The 15,435-nt window shown below is 70.8% G+C and carries 16 protein-coding genes; 11 read left to right on the top strand and 5 right to left on the bottom strand.

Annotated elements, in window-relative coordinates:
* Positions 1 to 57: 57 nt before the first annotated feature.
* Complete coding sequence (locus tag O1Q96_RS09065; protein ID WP_269247664.1) at positions 58 to 1,677, bottom strand: MFS transporter; 1,620 nt, start codon at positions 1,675 to 1,677, stop codon at positions 58 to 60.
* A 134-nt stretch (positions 1,678 to 1,811) separates the two neighbouring features.
* On the opposite strand from O1Q96_RS09065, the gene O1Q96_RS09060 reads away from it, so the two are divergent.
* The 3 genes from O1Q96_RS09060 to O1Q96_RS09050 all read left to right on the top strand — a co-directional run bounded on the left by O1Q96_RS09060 (position 1,812) and on the right by O1Q96_RS09050 (position 4,859).
* Positions 1,812 to 2,507, top strand: a complete 696-nt coding sequence (locus tag O1Q96_RS09060; protein WP_269247663.1) for a TetR family transcriptional regulator — start codon at positions 1,812 to 1,814, stop codon at positions 2,505 to 2,507.
* A 173-nt stretch (positions 2,508 to 2,680) separates the two neighbouring features.
* Positions 2,681 to 3,904, top strand: a complete 1,224-nt coding sequence (locus O1Q96_RS09055) for an alpha/beta hydrolase (protein WP_269247662.1) — start codon at positions 2,681 to 2,683, stop codon at positions 3,902 to 3,904.
* Between the two features lie 67 nt (positions 3,905 to 3,971).
* Positions 3,972 to 4,859 carry a DUF4429 domain-containing protein gene (locus O1Q96_RS09050; protein ID WP_269247661.1) on the top strand — a complete coding sequence of 296 codons (888 nt, stop codon included), beginning with the start codon at positions 3,972 to 3,974 and terminating at the stop codon, positions 4,857 to 4,859.
* Positions 4,860 to 4,899: 40 nt separating this feature from the next.
* Here O1Q96_RS09050 and O1Q96_RS09045 read toward each other — a convergent pair whose 3' ends face one another.
* Both O1Q96_RS09045 and O1Q96_RS09040 read right to left on the bottom strand, forming a co-directional pair.
* Positions 4,900 to 5,916, bottom strand: coding sequence for an aldo/keto reductase (locus O1Q96_RS09045; RefSeq protein ID WP_269247660.1), 1,017 nt, complete (start codon positions 5,914 to 5,916; stop codon positions 4,900 to 4,902).
* Positions 5,913 to 6,377, bottom strand: coding sequence for a MerR family transcriptional regulator (locus O1Q96_RS09040; protein ID WP_269247659.1), 465 nt, complete (start codon positions 6,375 to 6,377; stop codon positions 5,913 to 5,915). Before O1Q96_RS09040 ends, O1Q96_RS09045 begins: the two co-directional genes overlap by 4 nt.
* A 96-nt stretch (positions 6,378 to 6,473) precedes the next feature.
* Here O1Q96_RS09040 and O1Q96_RS09035 point away from each other — a divergent pair, with 96 nt between their 5' ends.
* On the top strand, positions 6,474 to 6,944 hold the full coding sequence (locus O1Q96_RS09035) for a GNAT family N-acetyltransferase (RefSeq protein WP_269247658.1): 471 nt from the start codon (positions 6,474 to 6,476) through the stop codon (positions 6,942 to 6,944).
* A 91-nt stretch (positions 6,945 to 7,035) separates the two neighbouring features.
* Complete coding sequence (locus O1Q96_RS09030) at positions 7,036 to 7,884, top strand: serine hydrolase domain-containing protein (RefSeq protein ID WP_269247657.1); 849 nt, start codon at positions 7,036 to 7,038, stop codon at positions 7,882 to 7,884.
* Here O1Q96_RS09030 and O1Q96_RS09025 read toward each other — a convergent pair.
* On the bottom strand, positions 7,881 to 8,531 hold the full coding sequence (locus O1Q96_RS09025) for a pirin family protein (RefSeq protein WP_269253540.1): 651 nt from the start codon (positions 8,529 to 8,531) through the stop codon (positions 7,881 to 7,883). The two genes, O1Q96_RS09030 and O1Q96_RS09025, sit on opposite strands and share 4 nt — an antisense overlap.
* Positions 8,532 to 8,615: 84 nt before the next feature.
* Between O1Q96_RS09025 and O1Q96_RS09020 the strand changes: the two genes are divergently transcribed.
* The 5 genes from O1Q96_RS09020 (at position 8,616) to O1Q96_RS09000 (ending at position 13,652) form a co-directional block, all read left to right on the top strand.
* Complete coding sequence (locus O1Q96_RS09020; RefSeq protein ID WP_269247656.1) at positions 8,616 to 9,821, top strand: PucR family transcriptional regulator; 1,206 nt, start codon at positions 8,616 to 8,618, stop codon at positions 9,819 to 9,821.
* An 89-nt stretch (positions 9,822 to 9,910) separates the two neighbouring features.
* The gene (locus O1Q96_RS09015; protein WP_269253539.1) at positions 9,911 to 10,846 is read left to right on the top strand and encodes an ACP S-malonyltransferase; all 936 of its coding nucleotides are present in this window, start codon (positions 9,911 to 9,913) and stop codon (positions 10,844 to 10,846) included.
* Positions 10,847 to 10,868: 22 nt separating this feature from the next.
* Positions 10,869 to 11,936: a ketoacyl-ACP synthase III gene (locus O1Q96_RS09010; RefSeq protein ID WP_269247655.1), complete on the top strand. Its 1,068-nt coding sequence runs from the start codon at positions 10,869 to 10,871 to the stop codon at positions 11,934 to 11,936.
* Between the two features lie 71 nt (positions 11,937 to 12,007).
* Positions 12,008 to 12,271, top strand: coding sequence for an acyl carrier protein (locus O1Q96_RS09005; protein WP_269247654.1), 264 nt, complete (start codon positions 12,008 to 12,010; stop codon positions 12,269 to 12,271).
* 85 nt (positions 12,272 to 12,356) lie between these two features.
* Complete coding sequence (locus tag O1Q96_RS09000; RefSeq protein ID WP_269247653.1) at positions 12,357 to 13,652, top strand: beta-ketoacyl-[acyl-carrier-protein] synthase family protein; 1,296 nt, start codon at positions 12,357 to 12,359, stop codon at positions 13,650 to 13,652.
* A gap of 72 nt (positions 13,653 to 13,724) precedes the next feature.
* On the opposite strand, the gene O1Q96_RS08995 is transcribed toward O1Q96_RS09000, so the two are convergent.
* Positions 13,725 to 14,219 (bottom strand): DUF3145 domain-containing protein, encoded by a 495-nt coding sequence (locus tag O1Q96_RS08995; RefSeq protein WP_269247652.1) that lies wholly within the window; start codon positions 14,217 to 14,219, stop codon positions 13,725 to 13,727.
* Positions 14,220 to 14,483: 264 nt separating this feature from the next.
* Between O1Q96_RS08995 and O1Q96_RS08990 the strand changes: the two genes are divergently transcribed.
* Positions 14,484 to 15,398, top strand: a complete 915-nt coding sequence (locus O1Q96_RS08990) for an SGNH/GDSL hydrolase family protein (RefSeq protein WP_269247651.1) — start codon at positions 14,484 to 14,486, stop codon at positions 15,396 to 15,398.
* Positions 15,399 to 15,435: the final 37 nt, after the last annotated feature.

Below are 15,435 nucleotides of genomic sequence, written 5' to 3'. Positions count from 1 at the left end.
GAGTGAACTCGACGGGGCCGGGCCCGAGATGACGCGGACGGCGGACGGGAGAACGGACTAGATGTGTCCGACTCCCGCACCGGCTTCCGCGTTGGCGCCCCGCTTCGTGAGGAAGGCGACGAACACGGCCACCACGGCGACGGCTGCCGCGACGAGGCTCGCCAGGCTCATGCCGGAGATGAACGTGTCGTGGGCGACCTCCGTGATCTTCGCCGCGACCGCGTCCGGGGTGCCGGGTGCCACCGGCGGGGCACCGACCTGGACCGCCTCGGCGGCCTGGTCGAGCTGTTCCGGGGAGAGCTTCGGGAGCCCCGCGTCCGCCCAGTTGCCCGCGAGGTCGGTGTCGACCTTGGAGGCCATCACGGCGCCCAGGACCGCCGTGCCCAGGCTGCCGCCGATCTGCATGGCGGCCTGCTGGAGACCGCCGGCGACCCCGGAGAGCTCCATCGGCGCGTTGCCCACGATGACCTCGGTGGCGCCGACCATGACCGGCGCGAGGCCGAGGCCGAGCATCGCGAACCAGATCGACATCAGGCCGCTGCCCGTGTCCGTCTCCAGCGTCGACACACCGAACATGGCGATGGCGGTGAGGGCCATGCCTCCCGCGAGCGGAACACGCGGGCCCGTCTTGCTGATCATCGCGCCGGCCAGCGGGGAGCCGACGATCATCATGCCGGTGAGCGGCAGCAGGTGCAGGCCCGCGTCGATCGGGCTCATCCCGTGCACGTTCTGCAGGTAGAAGGTGACGAAGAACAGGCCGCCCATGAAGGCGATCGCCATGAGCACCATCAGGACCACACCGGCCGACAGCGCCACGGAACGGAAGAGACCGAGCGGGATGAGCGGCTCGCGCACCCGGTTCTCCCAATACGCGAACACGGCGAAGCCGAGGACGGAGATGCCGAGGAACGACCAGGTCAGCACATCTCCCCAGCCCCACTCCGGGGCCTTGATGAGCGCCCAGACCAGGCAGAACATGGCGCCGGACAGCAGACCGATGCCGAGCAGGTCGAAGGAGCGAGGAGCGTTCGCCGCGCGGTGGTCGGTGAGGATCACCGCACCGAGGACGACCGCGAGGATGCCGACCGGCACGTTGATGAAGAAGACGGACTGCCAGCTGACGTGCTCGACGAGCACACCGCCGAGGATCGGGCCGCCCGCGGTGGAGGCGCCGATGACCATGCCCCAGATTCCGATCGCCATGTTCAGCTTCTCGGCCGGGAAGGTGGCCCGCAGCAGACCGAGCGCGGCGGGCATCAGCAGCGCGCCGAACAGACCCTGGAGCACACGGAAGACGACGACGAAGGCGATGCTGTCGGAGAGGCCGATGGCCCCCGAGGCGGCCGCGAAGCCGACCACGCCTATGAGGAAGGTCTGACGGTGGCCGAACCGGTCGCCGAGCTTGCCCGCCGTGATCAGCGTGACCGCGAGGGCGAGGAAGTAGCCGTTCGTGATCCACTGGACGTCGGCGAAGGTGGCGCCGAGGTCCTTCTGGATGGCCGGGTTCGCGATGGCCACGATGGTGCCGTCGAGGGCCACCATCATGACGCCGACCGCCACGGTGATCAGGGTGTACCACGGATGTCCGCGCAGCCCCTTGGCCGGGGCCGGACCGGAGGCTGTGGCCGGGGCCTCGTCGGCCGGGCCCGTCTTGTCGACGGTGGTCTGACTAGTCATGCGTTGGAGGTTAGTGACAGCCGCTGACAATTGACAAACCAATTCACAATTCGGTAACTGACATGTCATTCGCGAAGCGGGTGCGCTGAACGGATGGACACCTGAGTGCCCACCTGAGGACGAGAAGAGGACTCATGGACACGGCGCCACGACCGGGCCTGCGCGAGCGCAAGAAGCAGCGCACCCGGGACGCGCTGGTACGGGCCGCCCTGGAGCTGTTCACGACCAACGGCTACGAGCGGACGACCGTCGACGAGATCGTGGAGACGGTCGACGTCTCCCAGCGGACCTTCTTCCGCTATTTCGCGGGCAAGGAGGAGGCCGCCTTCGCCGTCCAGGAGATCGCGGAGACGCACTTCCTCGACGCGGTGCGCCAACGCCCGCCCCACGAACCTCCCTTGGACGCGCTGCGCCGGGCCGTCCTGGCGAGCTGGGACACCATCGGGGAGGCCATCGAGGCCGTCGTCCCGATCGAACTGCACATGCGCACCTTCCAGTTGATCGAGTCGACGCCCGCGCTGCTCGCCGCCCACCTGCGCCGTCACGAGGGGCTGGAGGAGGAGCTCGCCCGGATGATCGCGGAGCGTGAGGGCGTCGACGTGGACACCGATCCGCGACCGCGGGTGGCGGTGGCCCTGTTCGGCGGCGTGATGCGCCTGACGGGCCGGGCGTGGGGCGCGGGCGAGGACTTCAGCGTGGCGGCGATGCGCGAGCTGGCCGCCTCCTATCTCGACCAGATGGGGCCCGCGTTGGCGGTGAACTGGCACACGGGCGAGGAGCGCGGCGACAAGGACGGCGAGAACAGCGAGAAGGGCGGGAACGGGGAGTAAGTCCTGCCGCACGCACAGTGACGTCCGGATGGGCACAGATCACCCCATGTACGCACACGCCGTGACCGCCCATCAGGAGGCCGGTCCACTTTGCCCCAAATACCCCAACGGAAACGTGATCCGCCTCACTCGGTTAACGCGAGACACTCTCGTTCTCCTAGTGTGTCCTTTCAGTGACTTCCTTCGACTCCACTCCCCAACTCAACGTCTGGCGCATGCTGCTCGCGCTGGCCGTGGTGTTCGTGATGCTCGGGACCACCGGCTGGACCGCGGTGCGCAATCACAGAGGGGCGCCCACACCGCTCTCGGCCTCTCTGTCCGCCTGGGAACGAGGTCACATAGGCGGACGCGAGCTGCCGGACCTGGACGGGACGACGCCCGCCCGGCTGACCCAGTTCTTCGCCTCGCTCGACGCGCACCAGCGCGCCCGGCTCGCGGCCCGCTATCCGCTCGCGGTCGGCAACATGAACGGGGCGCCGGTGAAGCTCCGTTACCGCGCCAACCGCATCGCCCTCGACCAGGCACGCAAGGTCGAACGCACACGCATGCGCGACCACCGGCTCTCCGCGGCCGGCCAGCACGACGCGGGCCGCCGAATGCACCGGTACGAGGCGCTGATGGCGGGCAAGCGCCACATCCTCGCCTTCGACCCGATGGGTTCGGGCCGGGTCGCGGAGGTCTTCGGAAACCTCGGCAGGGCCGAGCGGGTCTCGGTCGTGGTGCCCGGCGTCGACACCGACCTGCTGACCTTCCAGCGCACCGAGCGCAAGTACACGGCGCCCGTCGGGATGGCCAAGGCGCTGTACCGCGCCGAGCGGGAAGCGAGCCCGCAGACGCGTACGGCCGTGATCGCGTGGGCCGACTACACGACACCGAGCGGACTCGGCATGGACGCCGCCACCGGCATCCGCGCCGAGGAGGGCGCGGTCCGGCTCGGCGCCCTCGTACGGGCACTGCCCGGCCGTTCGAGCGTCGCGCTGTACTGCCACAGCTACGGATCCGTGGTCTGCGGTGTCGCCGCGCGTTCACTGCCGTCCCGGGTCTCCGACATAGCGGTGGCGGGCAGTCCCGGTATGCGGGTGGAGAAGGTGGCGCACCTGCGGACCTCGGCCCGGGTGTGGGCCGTACGGGACTCCGACGACTGGATCCAGGACGTACCGCACCTGGAGGTCGGCGGGCTCGGTCACGGCGCCGACCCCATGTCCTCGGCGTTCGGCGCGCGCGTGCTCTCCGCGCGGGGCGCCAAGGGGCACACGGGGTATTTCGAACCCGGCACCGACAGCCTGCGCAACTTCGCCGAGATCGGTATTGGCGCGTACCGCGCGGTTCGCTGCGCACACGAGGATGACGCGTGCAGGGAGGGTTTGTCCGACACGGCTGAAGTCGGACGCGCGTAGAGAACGAAGAAAGTGCGGTCCGCTCAGGGAGGGGACTAGGAAGCGCATGCCGCATACGATGGCCCGCATGGGTGACGTACTGGCCGGATTTCATGCCGCCTGGGAGTTCGAGTCCGACTCCGTGCTCATCCGCTTCGAACGGGGGATCCGCACGCCGAGGCTGTTCCAGGCACTCGGCGAGCGCCGCATCCCGCTCGACGCGATCGCGGCGGTGACGCTGACGCCCGGCAAGCGCGGGACGGTCGTTCTGCGTGCCGTGCCGAGACCGGGGGCGGACCCGCTCATGGAGGCGGCCGCGGGACAGCTCAAGGAGGCGTACGACCCCTACCGCCTGGTGCTGCCCGCCGAGCGCGAGACGCTCGCCGAGTACTACGCGGACGAGCTGCGTGCGATGCTCCCGCCCGAGGACCAGGGCCCGGCCGAGCGCTATCTGGTGCAGCCGCCGGAAGCGCCGATGCAGTTCAAGGCGTACGACGGGAAGGCGTCCTTCGACGGGAAGTCCGTGGCCTTCCGGTGGTTCTGGACAGGGGCCTCCTCCGCGAAGTGGAAGGCCGGTGACCAGGCCTTCGCCGTGTCCGACCTGTGTGGGGTGGAGTGGCGGTCGTCCGAGGTCTTCGAGGGACATCTGCGGCTCATCCGCCGCGAGGCCGCGGTTCCACAGCCGGCCCAGCCGGACCAGGATCCGGCCGCCGTCGTCTTCGGGCTGGGATACGGGCCGGTCCACGAGTCGTTGCCGTTCGCCGCGGCCGTCCTGGCCGCGGTGCGGTCGGGCGGGCCCTCGGCGCTGCCCGAGGGTTCTTCCGCGGGGCCGGCCGTCGGCACGACCCCGGGGCCCCGGCGGGATCCGGCCGACATCGCCGACCGGATCCGGCATCTCGGCGAGCTGCACGGGGCGGGACTCATCACGGACGAGGAGTTCTCCGTGAAGAAGGCCGAGTTGCTGGCCGAGCTGTGAGTGTCACGGTCCCGCGCCCGCGAGGGGCGCGGGATGCGGTCTACTCCCTGCCCGCCGACGTGAACGTCATGTCGCCGTAGCGGTCCCCCGCGACCTTCGCGGCGATCGGCTCCAGTGCGGCCAGGTCGGCCTCGCTCAGCTCGATACGGGCCGCCGCCGTGTTCTCCTCGACGCGGGCGCGCCTGCGCGTGCCCGGGATGGGGACGACCGGCAGTCCGTGCACCGCCGCCTGCTGGTGGACCCAGGCCAGGGCGATCTGGCCCACGGAGGCGTCGTGGGCGCCCGCCACCGCGCGGACCGGCTCCAGCAGGGCCGCGTTCGCCGCCGCGTTGTCGCCCGTGAAGCGGGGCTGCTGACGGCGGAAGTCACCGGCGGTGAGGTCCTTGTCGGCGTTCGCGAAGGAGCCGGTGAGGAAGCCCCGCCCGAGCGGGGAGTACGGGACCAGCGTCACGCCCAGTTCACGGGCAGCCGGAACCACACCCGCCTCGATGTCCCTGCTGAACAGCGACCACTCGGACTGGACGGCCGCGATCGGGTGCACCGCCTGCGCGGCACGCAGTTCGCCGCCCGTGACCTCGCTGAGGCCCAGCTGCTTGACCTTGCCCTCGCGGACCAGCTCGGCCATGACGCCGACGGTCTCCTCGATGGGGATGTTCACGTCACGGCGGTGCATGTAGTAGAGGTCGATCACGTCGACGTCCAGGCGCTGGAGGCTCGCCTCCACGGCCTGCCGGATGTACGGCGCGTCGTTGCGGATGATCCGCCTGGTCGGGTCGTCCGGCGGGATCGCCAGGGCGAACTTCGTCGCGATGACGACCTCGTCGCGGTGCGCCCCGAAGAACGGCGCGAGGAACTTCTCGTTCTCCCCCTGCCCGTACGCGTCCGCCGTGTCGTAGAGCGTCACGCCCAGCTCCAGGGCGCGCTCCAGCGTGGCCCGCGCCTCCTCGGCGTCCGTCGGGCCGTACGCGAAGCTCATGCCCATGCAGCCGAGGCCCTGCACACCGACCTCGGGGCCGCCCGTACCGAGCTGTGCCTTCGCGATCCTGCTGTCCGTCATCGGGACCTCTCCGACGCCAGGGCCCGCCCGGCGTCCGCATAGAAACTGATCTTCCGGTCGAGCACGGCGAGGGTGTCCTGGAGCTCGGCGATCCGGGCCCGCACGTCCCGGCGGGTCGCCTCCAGGAGCTCGAAGCGGTCGGCGTACGTGTCGTCGCCCTCGCGCACCATCTCCGCGTACCGCACCATGTCGGCGACCGGCATTCCGGTCAGCCGCAGCTTGCCGACGAGGTCGAGCCAGTCGAGATCGCGGTTGCTGTACCGCCGCTGGCCCGTGTGCGAGCGGTCGATGTGCGGCATCAGCCCGATCCGCTCGTACCAGCGGAGGGTGTGCGCCGTCAGGCCGGTGAAGGCGACGACCTCGCTGATCGTGTACTGGTCCCGGCCGTCCGGACGCCGCTCCGCGTGGGGCGGACCGGCGCAGATGTCGGTCCCGGCCTCCGTGGTCTCCATCACCGTCATGGCCTCAACGCTAAAACCTTGGAGTGCACTCCAAGCAAGCGGATTCCGGTGAAATTCCGACGACACCCGGGCGCCGCGCTGGCTACCGTGCCGATCATGAGCCTTGTACGTCGTGCCGTGCCCGAGGACGCCGAGGAACTGCTCCGCCTGCGGCAGGTGCTGATCGACTCCCAGCCCGGGGCGGACACGTCCGCCGACTGGCACGCCGAATCCCTGACCACGGTACGGGGTCGGCTGGCCGATCCCGACGGGGGTTTCGCGGCCTTCGTCGTCGATCACCCCGAGCGGGTGGGGGCCCTCGGGGCCCTTGTGGTGGGGACGTTGGAGTACCGGATCGGGCGGGCCGGGAATCCGCACGGGCGGATCGGATACGTGTTCAGCGTCGCCACCGACCCGGATGCACGGCGGCGGGGGTACGCGCGGGCCTGCATGGAGGCGCTGGTGGAGTGGTTCCGTGAGCGGGGAGTCGGTCAGATCGATCTGACCGCCTCGGTGGAGGCCGCGCCGCTGTACGCGTCGATGGGGTTCGTCCGTAGCGCGGATCCCTTGATGCGGATCCGGTTCTGAGCTGCGGGTGCGTCGTGGCTGGTCGCGCCCACGCGGCGGAGCCGCATAGTCGCAGCCCCGCGCCCCTGACGGGGCCCGTAGGCTCGTACGCATGTCTTTGCAGAGTCTCGCGCTGATCGAGAAGTGGCCCGTTCCCACCGCTGCCGCCGCCGTCGTGCGGGCGGACGGCACCGTGCTCGGGTCGCACGGACCCACCTCGCAGCGGTTCGCGCTCGCCTCCGTGACGAAACCGCTCGCCGCGTACGCCGCTCTGGTCGCGTACGAGGAAGGGGCCGTCGAACTCGACGAGCCCGCCGGGCCCGAGGGGTCGACCGTGCGGCATCTGCTCGCGCACACGAGCGGGCTCGCCTTCGACGAGCACCGGGTGACGGCTCCGCCCGGGCAGCGGCGGCTGTACTCCAACGCCGGATTCGAGCAGTTGGGCGACCACATCGCGAAGGCGACGGAAATCCCCTTCGCCGAGTACCTGAAGCAGGCGGTCCTCGAACCGCTCGGCATGACGTCGACGACCCTCGACGGCTCGCCCGCCAAGGACGGCGTCTCCACCGTCGACGATCTGGTGCGGTTCGCCGCCGAGGTGCAGGCGCCGCGGCTGCTCGACCCGCGGACGGTCGCCGCAGCGATGACCGTGCAGTACGCGGGGACGAAGGGCGTCCTGCCGGGGTACGGGCACCAGAACCCCAACGACTGGGGCCTCGGCTTCGAGATCCGGGACTCCAAGTCGCCGCACTGGACGGGGAGTTCGTCCTCACCCAGGACCTTCGGGCACTTCGGTCAGTCCGGTACGTTCCTGTGGGTCGACCCGGCCGCCGGCCGCACGGGTGCGGCCTGCGTGGCGCTGACGGACCGGCCGTTCGGGGCGTGGGCGGCCGAGGTGTGGCCCGCCTTCACGGACGCGGTGCTGGCCGAGCTCCAGGGCTCCGGGGGACAAGTTCCCTAGGTCATCTCCCAGAGCAGCAGCTCCGCCTCGCCCCGGGCCACCGCCTCCAGGTCCTTCGCGTCCGTGATGCGGGCCGCGTCCCCGGGGCTCAGCACCCAGCTCTCCAGCAGGACCTCGCCGCGTACGACGTGCACGTACACGAAGGGCGCGTCCGGCACCGCCGTGCGCTCCCCCGACGCGAGACGGCGGACGTGGAGCATGGCGGCCGCCTCCGGCACCGCGTACGGCGTGGAGTCGGCGATGCCGTGGACGACTTCGTACACGGGATCGCCGCCCGGCTCCAGCGGGGCGAGCCACATCTGGACGAAGAGCAGGGGCGCGTCGCCGTCGTTGCGTTCGACGTGGCGGACGCCGCCCGCGGAGCTCAGGCGCTGGACGTCCCCGGGGCGTACGACCGACTCGTGGCCCGCCGTGTCCCGGTGCGTGAGTTCGCCCTCGACGACCCAGGTGACGATCTCGGTGTGGCTGTGCGGGTGCTCGTCGAAGCCCGCGCCCGGCGCGAGCCGCTCCTCGTTGCAGGCGATGACCGCGCCGAAGCGGAGGTTGTCGGGGTCGTAGTGGGGGCCGAAGGAGAAGGCGTGCAGGGAGTCGATCCCGGCCGCCGGATCGCCTCCGCGGTAGCGCTCGTCGGCGCGCCGTACGTCCATCACGCACCCCACGGTAGACCCGTGGGCCGGGCCGCCCGTGACCCACCGCCGCATACTCCCGTCCGGATAAGGCAGTCTTGTCCCGTGCCCGAACCCGAATCCAGCAACACCGAACGCGCTGCGCGCGCCGCCCATACGCACGCCGCGACCCTGAAGCGGCTGGAGAAGTCGTCCGGGAGTCTCGCCGCCCAGGCCATCGCGCGTATGGACGAGACGCTCTCCTGGTACCGGGCGATGCCCCCGGAGAACCGGTCGTGGATCGGCCTCGTCGCACAGGCCGGTATCGCCGCGTTCACGGAGTGGTTCCGGCATCCGGACGCTCCCCAGGCGATCTCCACGGACGTCTTCGGCACCGCCCCGCGCGAGCTGACCAGGGCGATCACCCTGCGTCAGACCGTGGAGATGGTGCGGACGACGATCGAGGTCATGGAGTCCGCGATCGACGAGGTCGCGGTCCCGGGCGACGAGAACGTCCTCCGTGAGGCGCTGCTCGTGTACGCGCGTGAGATCGCCTTCGCCACCGCCCAGGTGTACGCGCAGGCCGCCGAGGCACGCGGCGCCTGGGACGCCCGCCTGGAGTCGCTGGTCGTGAACGCGGTCCTCTCGGGCGAGGCGGACGAAGGGGCGGTGTCCCGGGCCGCGGCCCTCGGCTGGAACTCGCCCGAGCATGTGTGCGTGGTGCTGGGCACGGCACCCGACGGTGACAGCGAGCTGACCGTCGAGGCCATCCGGCGGGCCGCCCGGCACGCCAAGCTCCAGGTGCTCACCGGTGTGCTCGGTGACCGGCTGGTCGTCATCGCGGGCGGCAGCGACAACCCCATCGCCGTCGCCAAGTCCCTCATCGGCCCGTACGCCGCCGGAGCCGTGGTGGCCGGCCCGGTGGTGCCCGACCTGCTGGCCGCGACCCGTTCCGCGCAGGCCGCGGCCGCCGGGCTCAAGGCGTGTTTCGCCTGGCAGGACGCCCCGCGGCCGGTGCTGGCGGACGATCTCCTGCCGGAGCGCTCGATCGCCGGGGACCCCTCGGCGCGCGAGCAGCTGGTGGAGGAGATCTACAGACCGCTGGAGGAGGCCGGATCCGCGCTGCTGGAGACTCTGAGCGTCTATCTCGAACAGGCGAGCAGTCTCGAAGGGGCGGCGCGGATGCTCTTCGTGCATCCCAACACCGTGCGCTACCGGCTTCGACGTGTGACTGACGTCACCGGCTGGTCGCCTTCAGACGTACGTTCGGCGTTCACGTTGCGGATCGCGCTGATCCTGGGACGTCTGGCCGATGGAGATCCCCAGCTCTAGGCTTTTGTCGGGGACCTACAATTCCCCCTCCTGTTCTTCGTCCCTGTCCCCACGGGCGGCCGTACCCGTCCACAAGAGAGAGTGTGAGAGTGCTCGTACTCGTCGCTCCCGGCCAGGGTGCCCAGACGCCCGGCTTCCTGACTCCCTGGCTCGACCTCCCCGGTGTCCGCGGTGCCCTTGAGGCATGGTCCGACGCCGCGAAGGTCGACCTGATCCGATACGGCACCGAGGGCGACGCGGACGAGATCCGCGACACCGCGGTGGCGCAGCCGCTGCTGGTCGCGGCCGGACTGGCCTCCGCGTACACGCTCTTCGACGACCCCGCCGAGCTGCCCCGCAGGGTCGGCGCCATCGCCGGACACAGCGTCGGCGAGCTGACCGCCGCCGCGCTCGCCGGAGTGCTTCCCGACGAGGACACCGTCCGTCTGGTCCGCACCCGCGGGCTCGCCATGGCCGAGGCCGCCGCCGTCACCAGGACCGGGATGTCCGCACTGCTCGGCGGCGACCCCGAGGTGACGATTGCGCACCTGGAGAAGCTCGGCCTGACCCCGGCGAACGTGAACGGCGCGGGCCAGATCGTGGCCGCCGGCACGCTGGAGGAGCTGGCCGCCCTGGACGCGGACAAGCCCGAAGGCGTACGCCGGGTGGTGGCCCTGAAGGTCGCGGGCGCGTTCCACACCCGTCACATGGCTCCGGCGGTCGACGCCCTCGCACAGGCCGCGGCGGAGCTCTCACCGGCCGACCCGGCGATCCCGTACGTCTCGAACAAGGACGGCCGGACCGTCGCCACGGGTGCCGAGGTCGTCGCCCGGCTCGTCGGTCAGGTCGCCAACCCGGTCCGCTGGGACCTGTGCATGGAGACCTTCAGGGAACTCGGCGTGACCGCGCTGCTCGAGGTGTGCCCCGGCGGCACACTGACCGGTCTCGCCAAGCGCGCGCTGCCCGGCGTGAAGACGCTGGCGCTGAAGACACCCGACGACCTCGAAGCGGCTCGCGAGCTCATCGCCGAGCACGCCTCCGCCTGAGCGCGTAAGGAGCCGACAGAGCATGTCGAAGATCAAGGCCCGCAAGGGCTCCCCGTACGCGCGCATCCTCGGTGTCGGCGGCTACCGCCCGGTCCGTGTCGTGCCGAACGAGGTGATCCTCGAGCACATCGACTCGTCCGACGAGTGGATCCGCTCGCGCTCCGGCATCGAGACCCGGCACTGGGCGAACGACGAGGAGACCGTCGCCGCGATGTCGATCGAGGCGTCCGGCAAGGCCATCGCCGACGCCGGCATCGGCGCCGAGCAGATCGGCGCCGTCGTCGTCTCGACCGTCTCCCACTTCAGCCAGACCCCGGCCGTCGCCACCGAGATCGCCGACAAGCTCGGCACGAACAAGGCCGCGGCCTTCGACATCTCCGCGGGCTGCGCCGGCTTCGGCTACGGACTGACCCTGGCCAAGGGCATGATCGTCGACGGCTCCGCGGAGTACGTCCTCGTCATCGGCGTCGAGCGGCTGTCCGACCTGACCGACCTGGAGGACCGCGCGACGGCCTTCCTGTTCGGCGACGGCGCGGGCGCGGTCGTCGTGGGCCCCTCCGAGGAGCCGCACATCGGCCCCACCGTCTGGGGTTCCGAGGGCGACAAGTCCCACACGATCAAGCAGACCGTCTCGTGGGACCGTTTCCTCCCCCACTCTCGGCTTCGCTCGAGCGGGGGGACCCCCACCGGCGACGTGTCCCAGCTGCCCCTGGACTCCAAGGGCGAGGTCAAGTTCCCCGCGATCACGCAGGAAGGCCAGGCGGTGTTCCGCTGGGCCGTGTTCGAGATGGCGAAGGTCGCCAAGGAGGCGCTGGAAGCCGCCGGACTCACTGCGGACGACTTGGACGTCTTCATTCCCCACCAGGCCAACGAGCGGATCATCGACTCGATGGTGAAGACTCTCAAGCTGCCGGAACACGTCACGGTCGCGCGTGACGTGCGCACCACCGGCAACACCTCGGCCGCCTCGATCCCGCTCGCGATGGAGCGGCTCCTGGCGACCGGCGAAGCGAAGAGCGGCGACACCGCGCTCGTCATCGGCTTCGGGGCGGGTCTCGTGTACGCCGCGACGGTCGTTACCCTCCCCTAGGCACACCGTCCGGATCTTTCCGGCCGGGAGTACCGCCACACCCTCTGGATACACAAGAAGGAGCGCCTGACATGGCCGCCACTCAGGAAGAGATCGTCGCCGGTCTCGCCGACATCGTGAACGAGATCGCCGGCATCCCGGTCGAGGACGTCCAGCTGGAGAAGTCCTTCACCGACGACCTCGATGTCGACTCGCTGTCCATGGTCGAGGTCGTCGTCGCCGCCGAAGAGCGCTTCGACGTCAAGATCCCGGACGACGACGTCAAGAACCTCAAGACGGTCGGCGACGCGACCGAGTACATCCTCAAGAACCAGGCGGACGTCCAGAAGGGCTGAGCCATTCCCTGGCCCGGACACTGCTAGCCCCGCCACCCGGCGGTGGCGCCGCTGAATCCTCGTATCCGTTGGAGAAAGAGTTCCCGTGAGCCCGACCAATCGCACCGTGGTCGTCACCGGTATCGGCGCAACCACACCGCTGGGTGGCGACGCAGCCTCGACCTGGGAGGGCATGGTCGCCGGACGTTCCGGTGTCCGCCCTCTGGAGCAGGAGTGGGCCGCCGACCAGGCGGTCCGTATCGCGGCGCAGATCGCCGTGGAGCCGGGCGAGGTCATTCCGCGCCCGCAGGCCCGCCGTCTCGACCGCTCGGCGCAGTTCGCGCTGATCGCGGCCAAGGAGGCCTGGGCGGACGCCGGTTACACCGGACGGGCGGGCGCCGAGGCGTCGGCCGACGAAACGCCGGGTGCCGCTGTCGACCCCGATCGTCTCGGCGCGGTCATCGCCTCCGGCATCGGTGGCGTCACGACCCTGCTCGACCAGTACGACGTGCTGAAGGAGAAGGGCGTACGCCGCGTCTCCCCGCACACCGTTCCCATGCTCATGCCGAACGGCCCGTCGGCCAACGTGGGTCTGCTCGTCGGCGCGCGCGCCGGTGTGCACACCCCGGTCTCCGCCTGCGCGTCGGGCGCCGAGGCCATCGGCTACGCGATCGAGATGATCCGTACCGGCCGCGCCGACGTCGTCGTCGCCGGTGGCACGGAGGCGGCGATCCACCCGCTGCCCATCGCCGCGTTCGGCAACATGATGGCGATGTCCAAGAACAACGACGACCCGCAGGGCGCCTCGCGTCCCTACGACATCGGCCGTGACGGCTTCGTCCTCGGCGAGGGCGCCGGCGTGATCGTCCTGGAGTCCGCCGAGCACGCCGCCGAGCGCGGCGCCCGCGTGTACGCGGAGGCGGTCGGCCAGGGCATCTCGGCCGACGGCCACGACATCGTGCAGCCGGAGCCCGAGGGGCGGGGCATCGCCCAGGCCCTGCAGAACCTGCTCGACAGCACCGACCTGAACCCGGCGGAGATCGTGCACGTCAACGCGCACGCGACCTCGACGCCGGCCGGTGACGTGGCCGAGCTGAAGGCGCTGCGGAAGGTCTTCGGCGACGACGCCGACCACTTCGCCGTCTCCGGTACGAAGTCCATGACCGGGCATCTGCTGGGTGGCGCGGGTGGTGTCGAGTCGGTGGCCACGGTGCTGGCGCTGTACCACCGGGTCGCGCCGCCGACCATCAACGTCGACAACCTCGACCCCGAGGCCGAGGCGACCGCCGACATCGTTCGTGGTGAGGCGCGGAAGCTGCCTGTCGAGGGTCGGATCGCCGCGCTGAACGACTCGTTCGGGTTCGGCGGGCACAACGTGGTTCTGGCGTTCCGTACGGTCTGAATTCGGCCGTTCTTGTCGTGACGGTGAGTGGCCCGGCTCCTCTTCGAGGAGACCGGGCCACTTGTCGTTCGGTCAGACCACCTGGTGGAGCCAGCGGACCGGGGCGCCCTCGCCGGCGTGGCGGAAGGGTTCCAGTTCGTCGTCCCAGGGCTTGCCGAGGAGCTTCGTGAGCTCGGACTCCAGCTGCGTCTCGCCTCGCTGGGAGCGGGCCAGGGCGGCCCGCAGACGGTCCTCGGGGATGAGGATGTCGCCGTGGATGCCGGTCACCGCGTGGAAGATGCCGAGGTCAGGGGTGCAGCTGTAGCGCTCGCCCTCGGCGGTGGCGCACGGCTCGGCGGTGACCTCGAAGCGCAGCATCTGCCAGCCGCGCAGCGCCGAGGCGAGTTTGGAGGCGGTGCCGACCTCACCCTGCCAGGAGAACTCGGATCTCCAGGTGCCGGGCGCGGCGGGCTGCCGGATCCAGTCGAGACTGACTCGCGTGCCGAGCACGCCCGCGACTGCCCACTCGACGTGCGGGCACAGCGCGCGCGGCGCGGAGTGCACGTAGAGAACTCCACGTGTAGTCACTGGGGCCTCCGGACAGAGCGGGCATCTTGTAGCTTGGCGGAACGATCAGTGGCAGGGCGGCCACGTGGCGAGGCTACCGTGCGACGGCGCAAGGAGTGTGACGTACCGTCGGTCCCAGCGCCCGGAAACACCGAGGTTTCACCCGGCGGGACGCGTGGCGGGCCTCCGGCCGGGTGTCCGGGGGTGTCGCCGGGTACACACAGTCACCCGGCAGGACGCTTCGGGGGCGGGCCGGCGTTGCGTGACGAGCGAGGGGAACTGGGGATGCGGAACCGTGGTCACCGTTCGCGGGGCCTCCTCGCGGCCTTCGCGGCTGCGGTCGTCGGCGTCGCGGGACTGACCGGATGCGACGCGGTCGGCGGAAACGCCCCGGGGCCCACGGGCACTGCCGCACAGGCCGGGAAGCCGTCGCCGAAGCCGACTCCCGCCTGGGACCGCAGTCCGCGCTCTCTCGCGGCGGTCGGCGACTCGATCACCCGCGGTTTCGACGCCTGCTCGGTGCTGTCGGACTGCCCCGACTCGTCGTGGGCGACCGGCACCGACGCGAAGGTGAACAGCCTCGCGGTACGCCTCCTCGGGAGGGCCGGGGCCGCGCAGCGCAGCTGGAACTACGCGGAGACCGGCTCCCGCATGTCCGACCTGCCCGGCCAGATGGCGCAGGCCGCGGCCAGGAGGCCGGAGCTGGTCACGGTGATGGCCGGCGCGAACGACGCCTGCCGCGCGTCGGTGTCCGCGATGACCTCGGTGGCGGAGTTCCGCGCCCAGTTCGAGGACGCGTTGACCACGCTGCGGGAGTCCCTGCCGAAGACGCAGGTGTACGTGTCCAGCGTGCCCGATCTGAAGCGGCTGTGGTCGCAGGGCCGGACCAACAAGCTGAGCAAGCAGATCTGGAAGCTCGGCATCTGCCCGTCGATGCTCGGTGACGCCGACGCGCTGGACTCGGCCGCGACGCTGCGGCGGGACACGGTCCAGGACCGGGTGGAGGCGTACAACTCGGTGCTGCGGGAGGTGTGCGCGAAGGACCGGCGGTGCCGGTTCGACGGCGGCGCGGTGTTCGAGTACCGCTTCGGGACCAAGCAGCTGAGTCACTGGGACTGGTTCCACCCGAGCAGGAACGGGCAGGCGCGGCTGGCCGAGATGGCGTACGCGGGCGTCACCTCGCGTACGCCTCCGAAGTGAGGGCGGGGCGCCGTTCTGAGAGCCTGCCGCCGCCCTG

Origin of the sequence: Streptomyces aurantiacus, assembly GCF_027107535.1 — a bacterium.
In the GTDB taxonomy this organism is placed as follows: domain Bacteria; phylum Actinomycetota; class Actinomycetes; order Streptomycetales; family Streptomycetaceae; genus Streptomyces.
This window is presented reverse-complemented; position numbering and strand designations above follow the sequence as displayed.

Coding starts and splice junctions, on each gene's coding strand:
- O1Q96_RS09040 (WP_269247659.1), bottom strand. CDS start 6,377: ATGACGGTGATGGAGACCACGGAGGCCGGGACCGACATCTGCGCCGGT.
- O1Q96_RS09065 (WP_269247664.1), bottom strand. CDS start 1,677: ATGACTAGTCAGACCACCGTCGACAAGACGGGCCCGGCCGACGAGGCC.
- O1Q96_RS09050 (WP_269247661.1), top strand. CDS start 3,972: ATGGGTGACGTACTGGCCGGATTTCATGCCGCCTGGGAGTTCGAGTCC.
- O1Q96_RS09060 (WP_269247663.1), top strand. CDS start 1,812: ATGGACACGGCGCCACGACCGGGCCTGCGCGAGCGCAAGAAGCAGCGC.
- O1Q96_RS09030 (WP_269247657.1), top strand. CDS start 7,036: ATGTCTTTGCAGAGTCTCGCGCTGATCGAGAAGTGGCCCGTTCCCACC.
- O1Q96_RS09025 (WP_269253540.1), bottom strand. CDS start 8,531: ATGGACGTACGGCGCGCCGACGAGCGCTACCGCGGAGGCGATCCGGCG.
- O1Q96_RS09010 (WP_269247655.1), top strand. CDS start 10,869: ATGTCGAAGATCAAGGCCCGCAAGGGCTCCCCGTACGCGCGCATCCTC.
- O1Q96_RS09005 (WP_269247654.1), top strand. CDS start 12,008: ATGGCCGCCACTCAGGAAGAGATCGTCGCCGGTCTCGCCGACATCGTG.
- O1Q96_RS08990 (WP_269247651.1), top strand. CDS start 14,484: ATGCGGAACCGTGGTCACCGTTCGCGGGGCCTCCTCGCGGCCTTCGCG.
- O1Q96_RS09045 (WP_269247660.1), bottom strand. CDS start 5,916: ATGACGGACAGCAGGATCGCGAAGGCACAGCTCGGTACGGGCGGCCCC.
- O1Q96_RS09035 (WP_269247658.1), top strand. CDS start 6,474: ATGAGCCTTGTACGTCGTGCCGTGCCCGAGGACGCCGAGGAACTGCTC.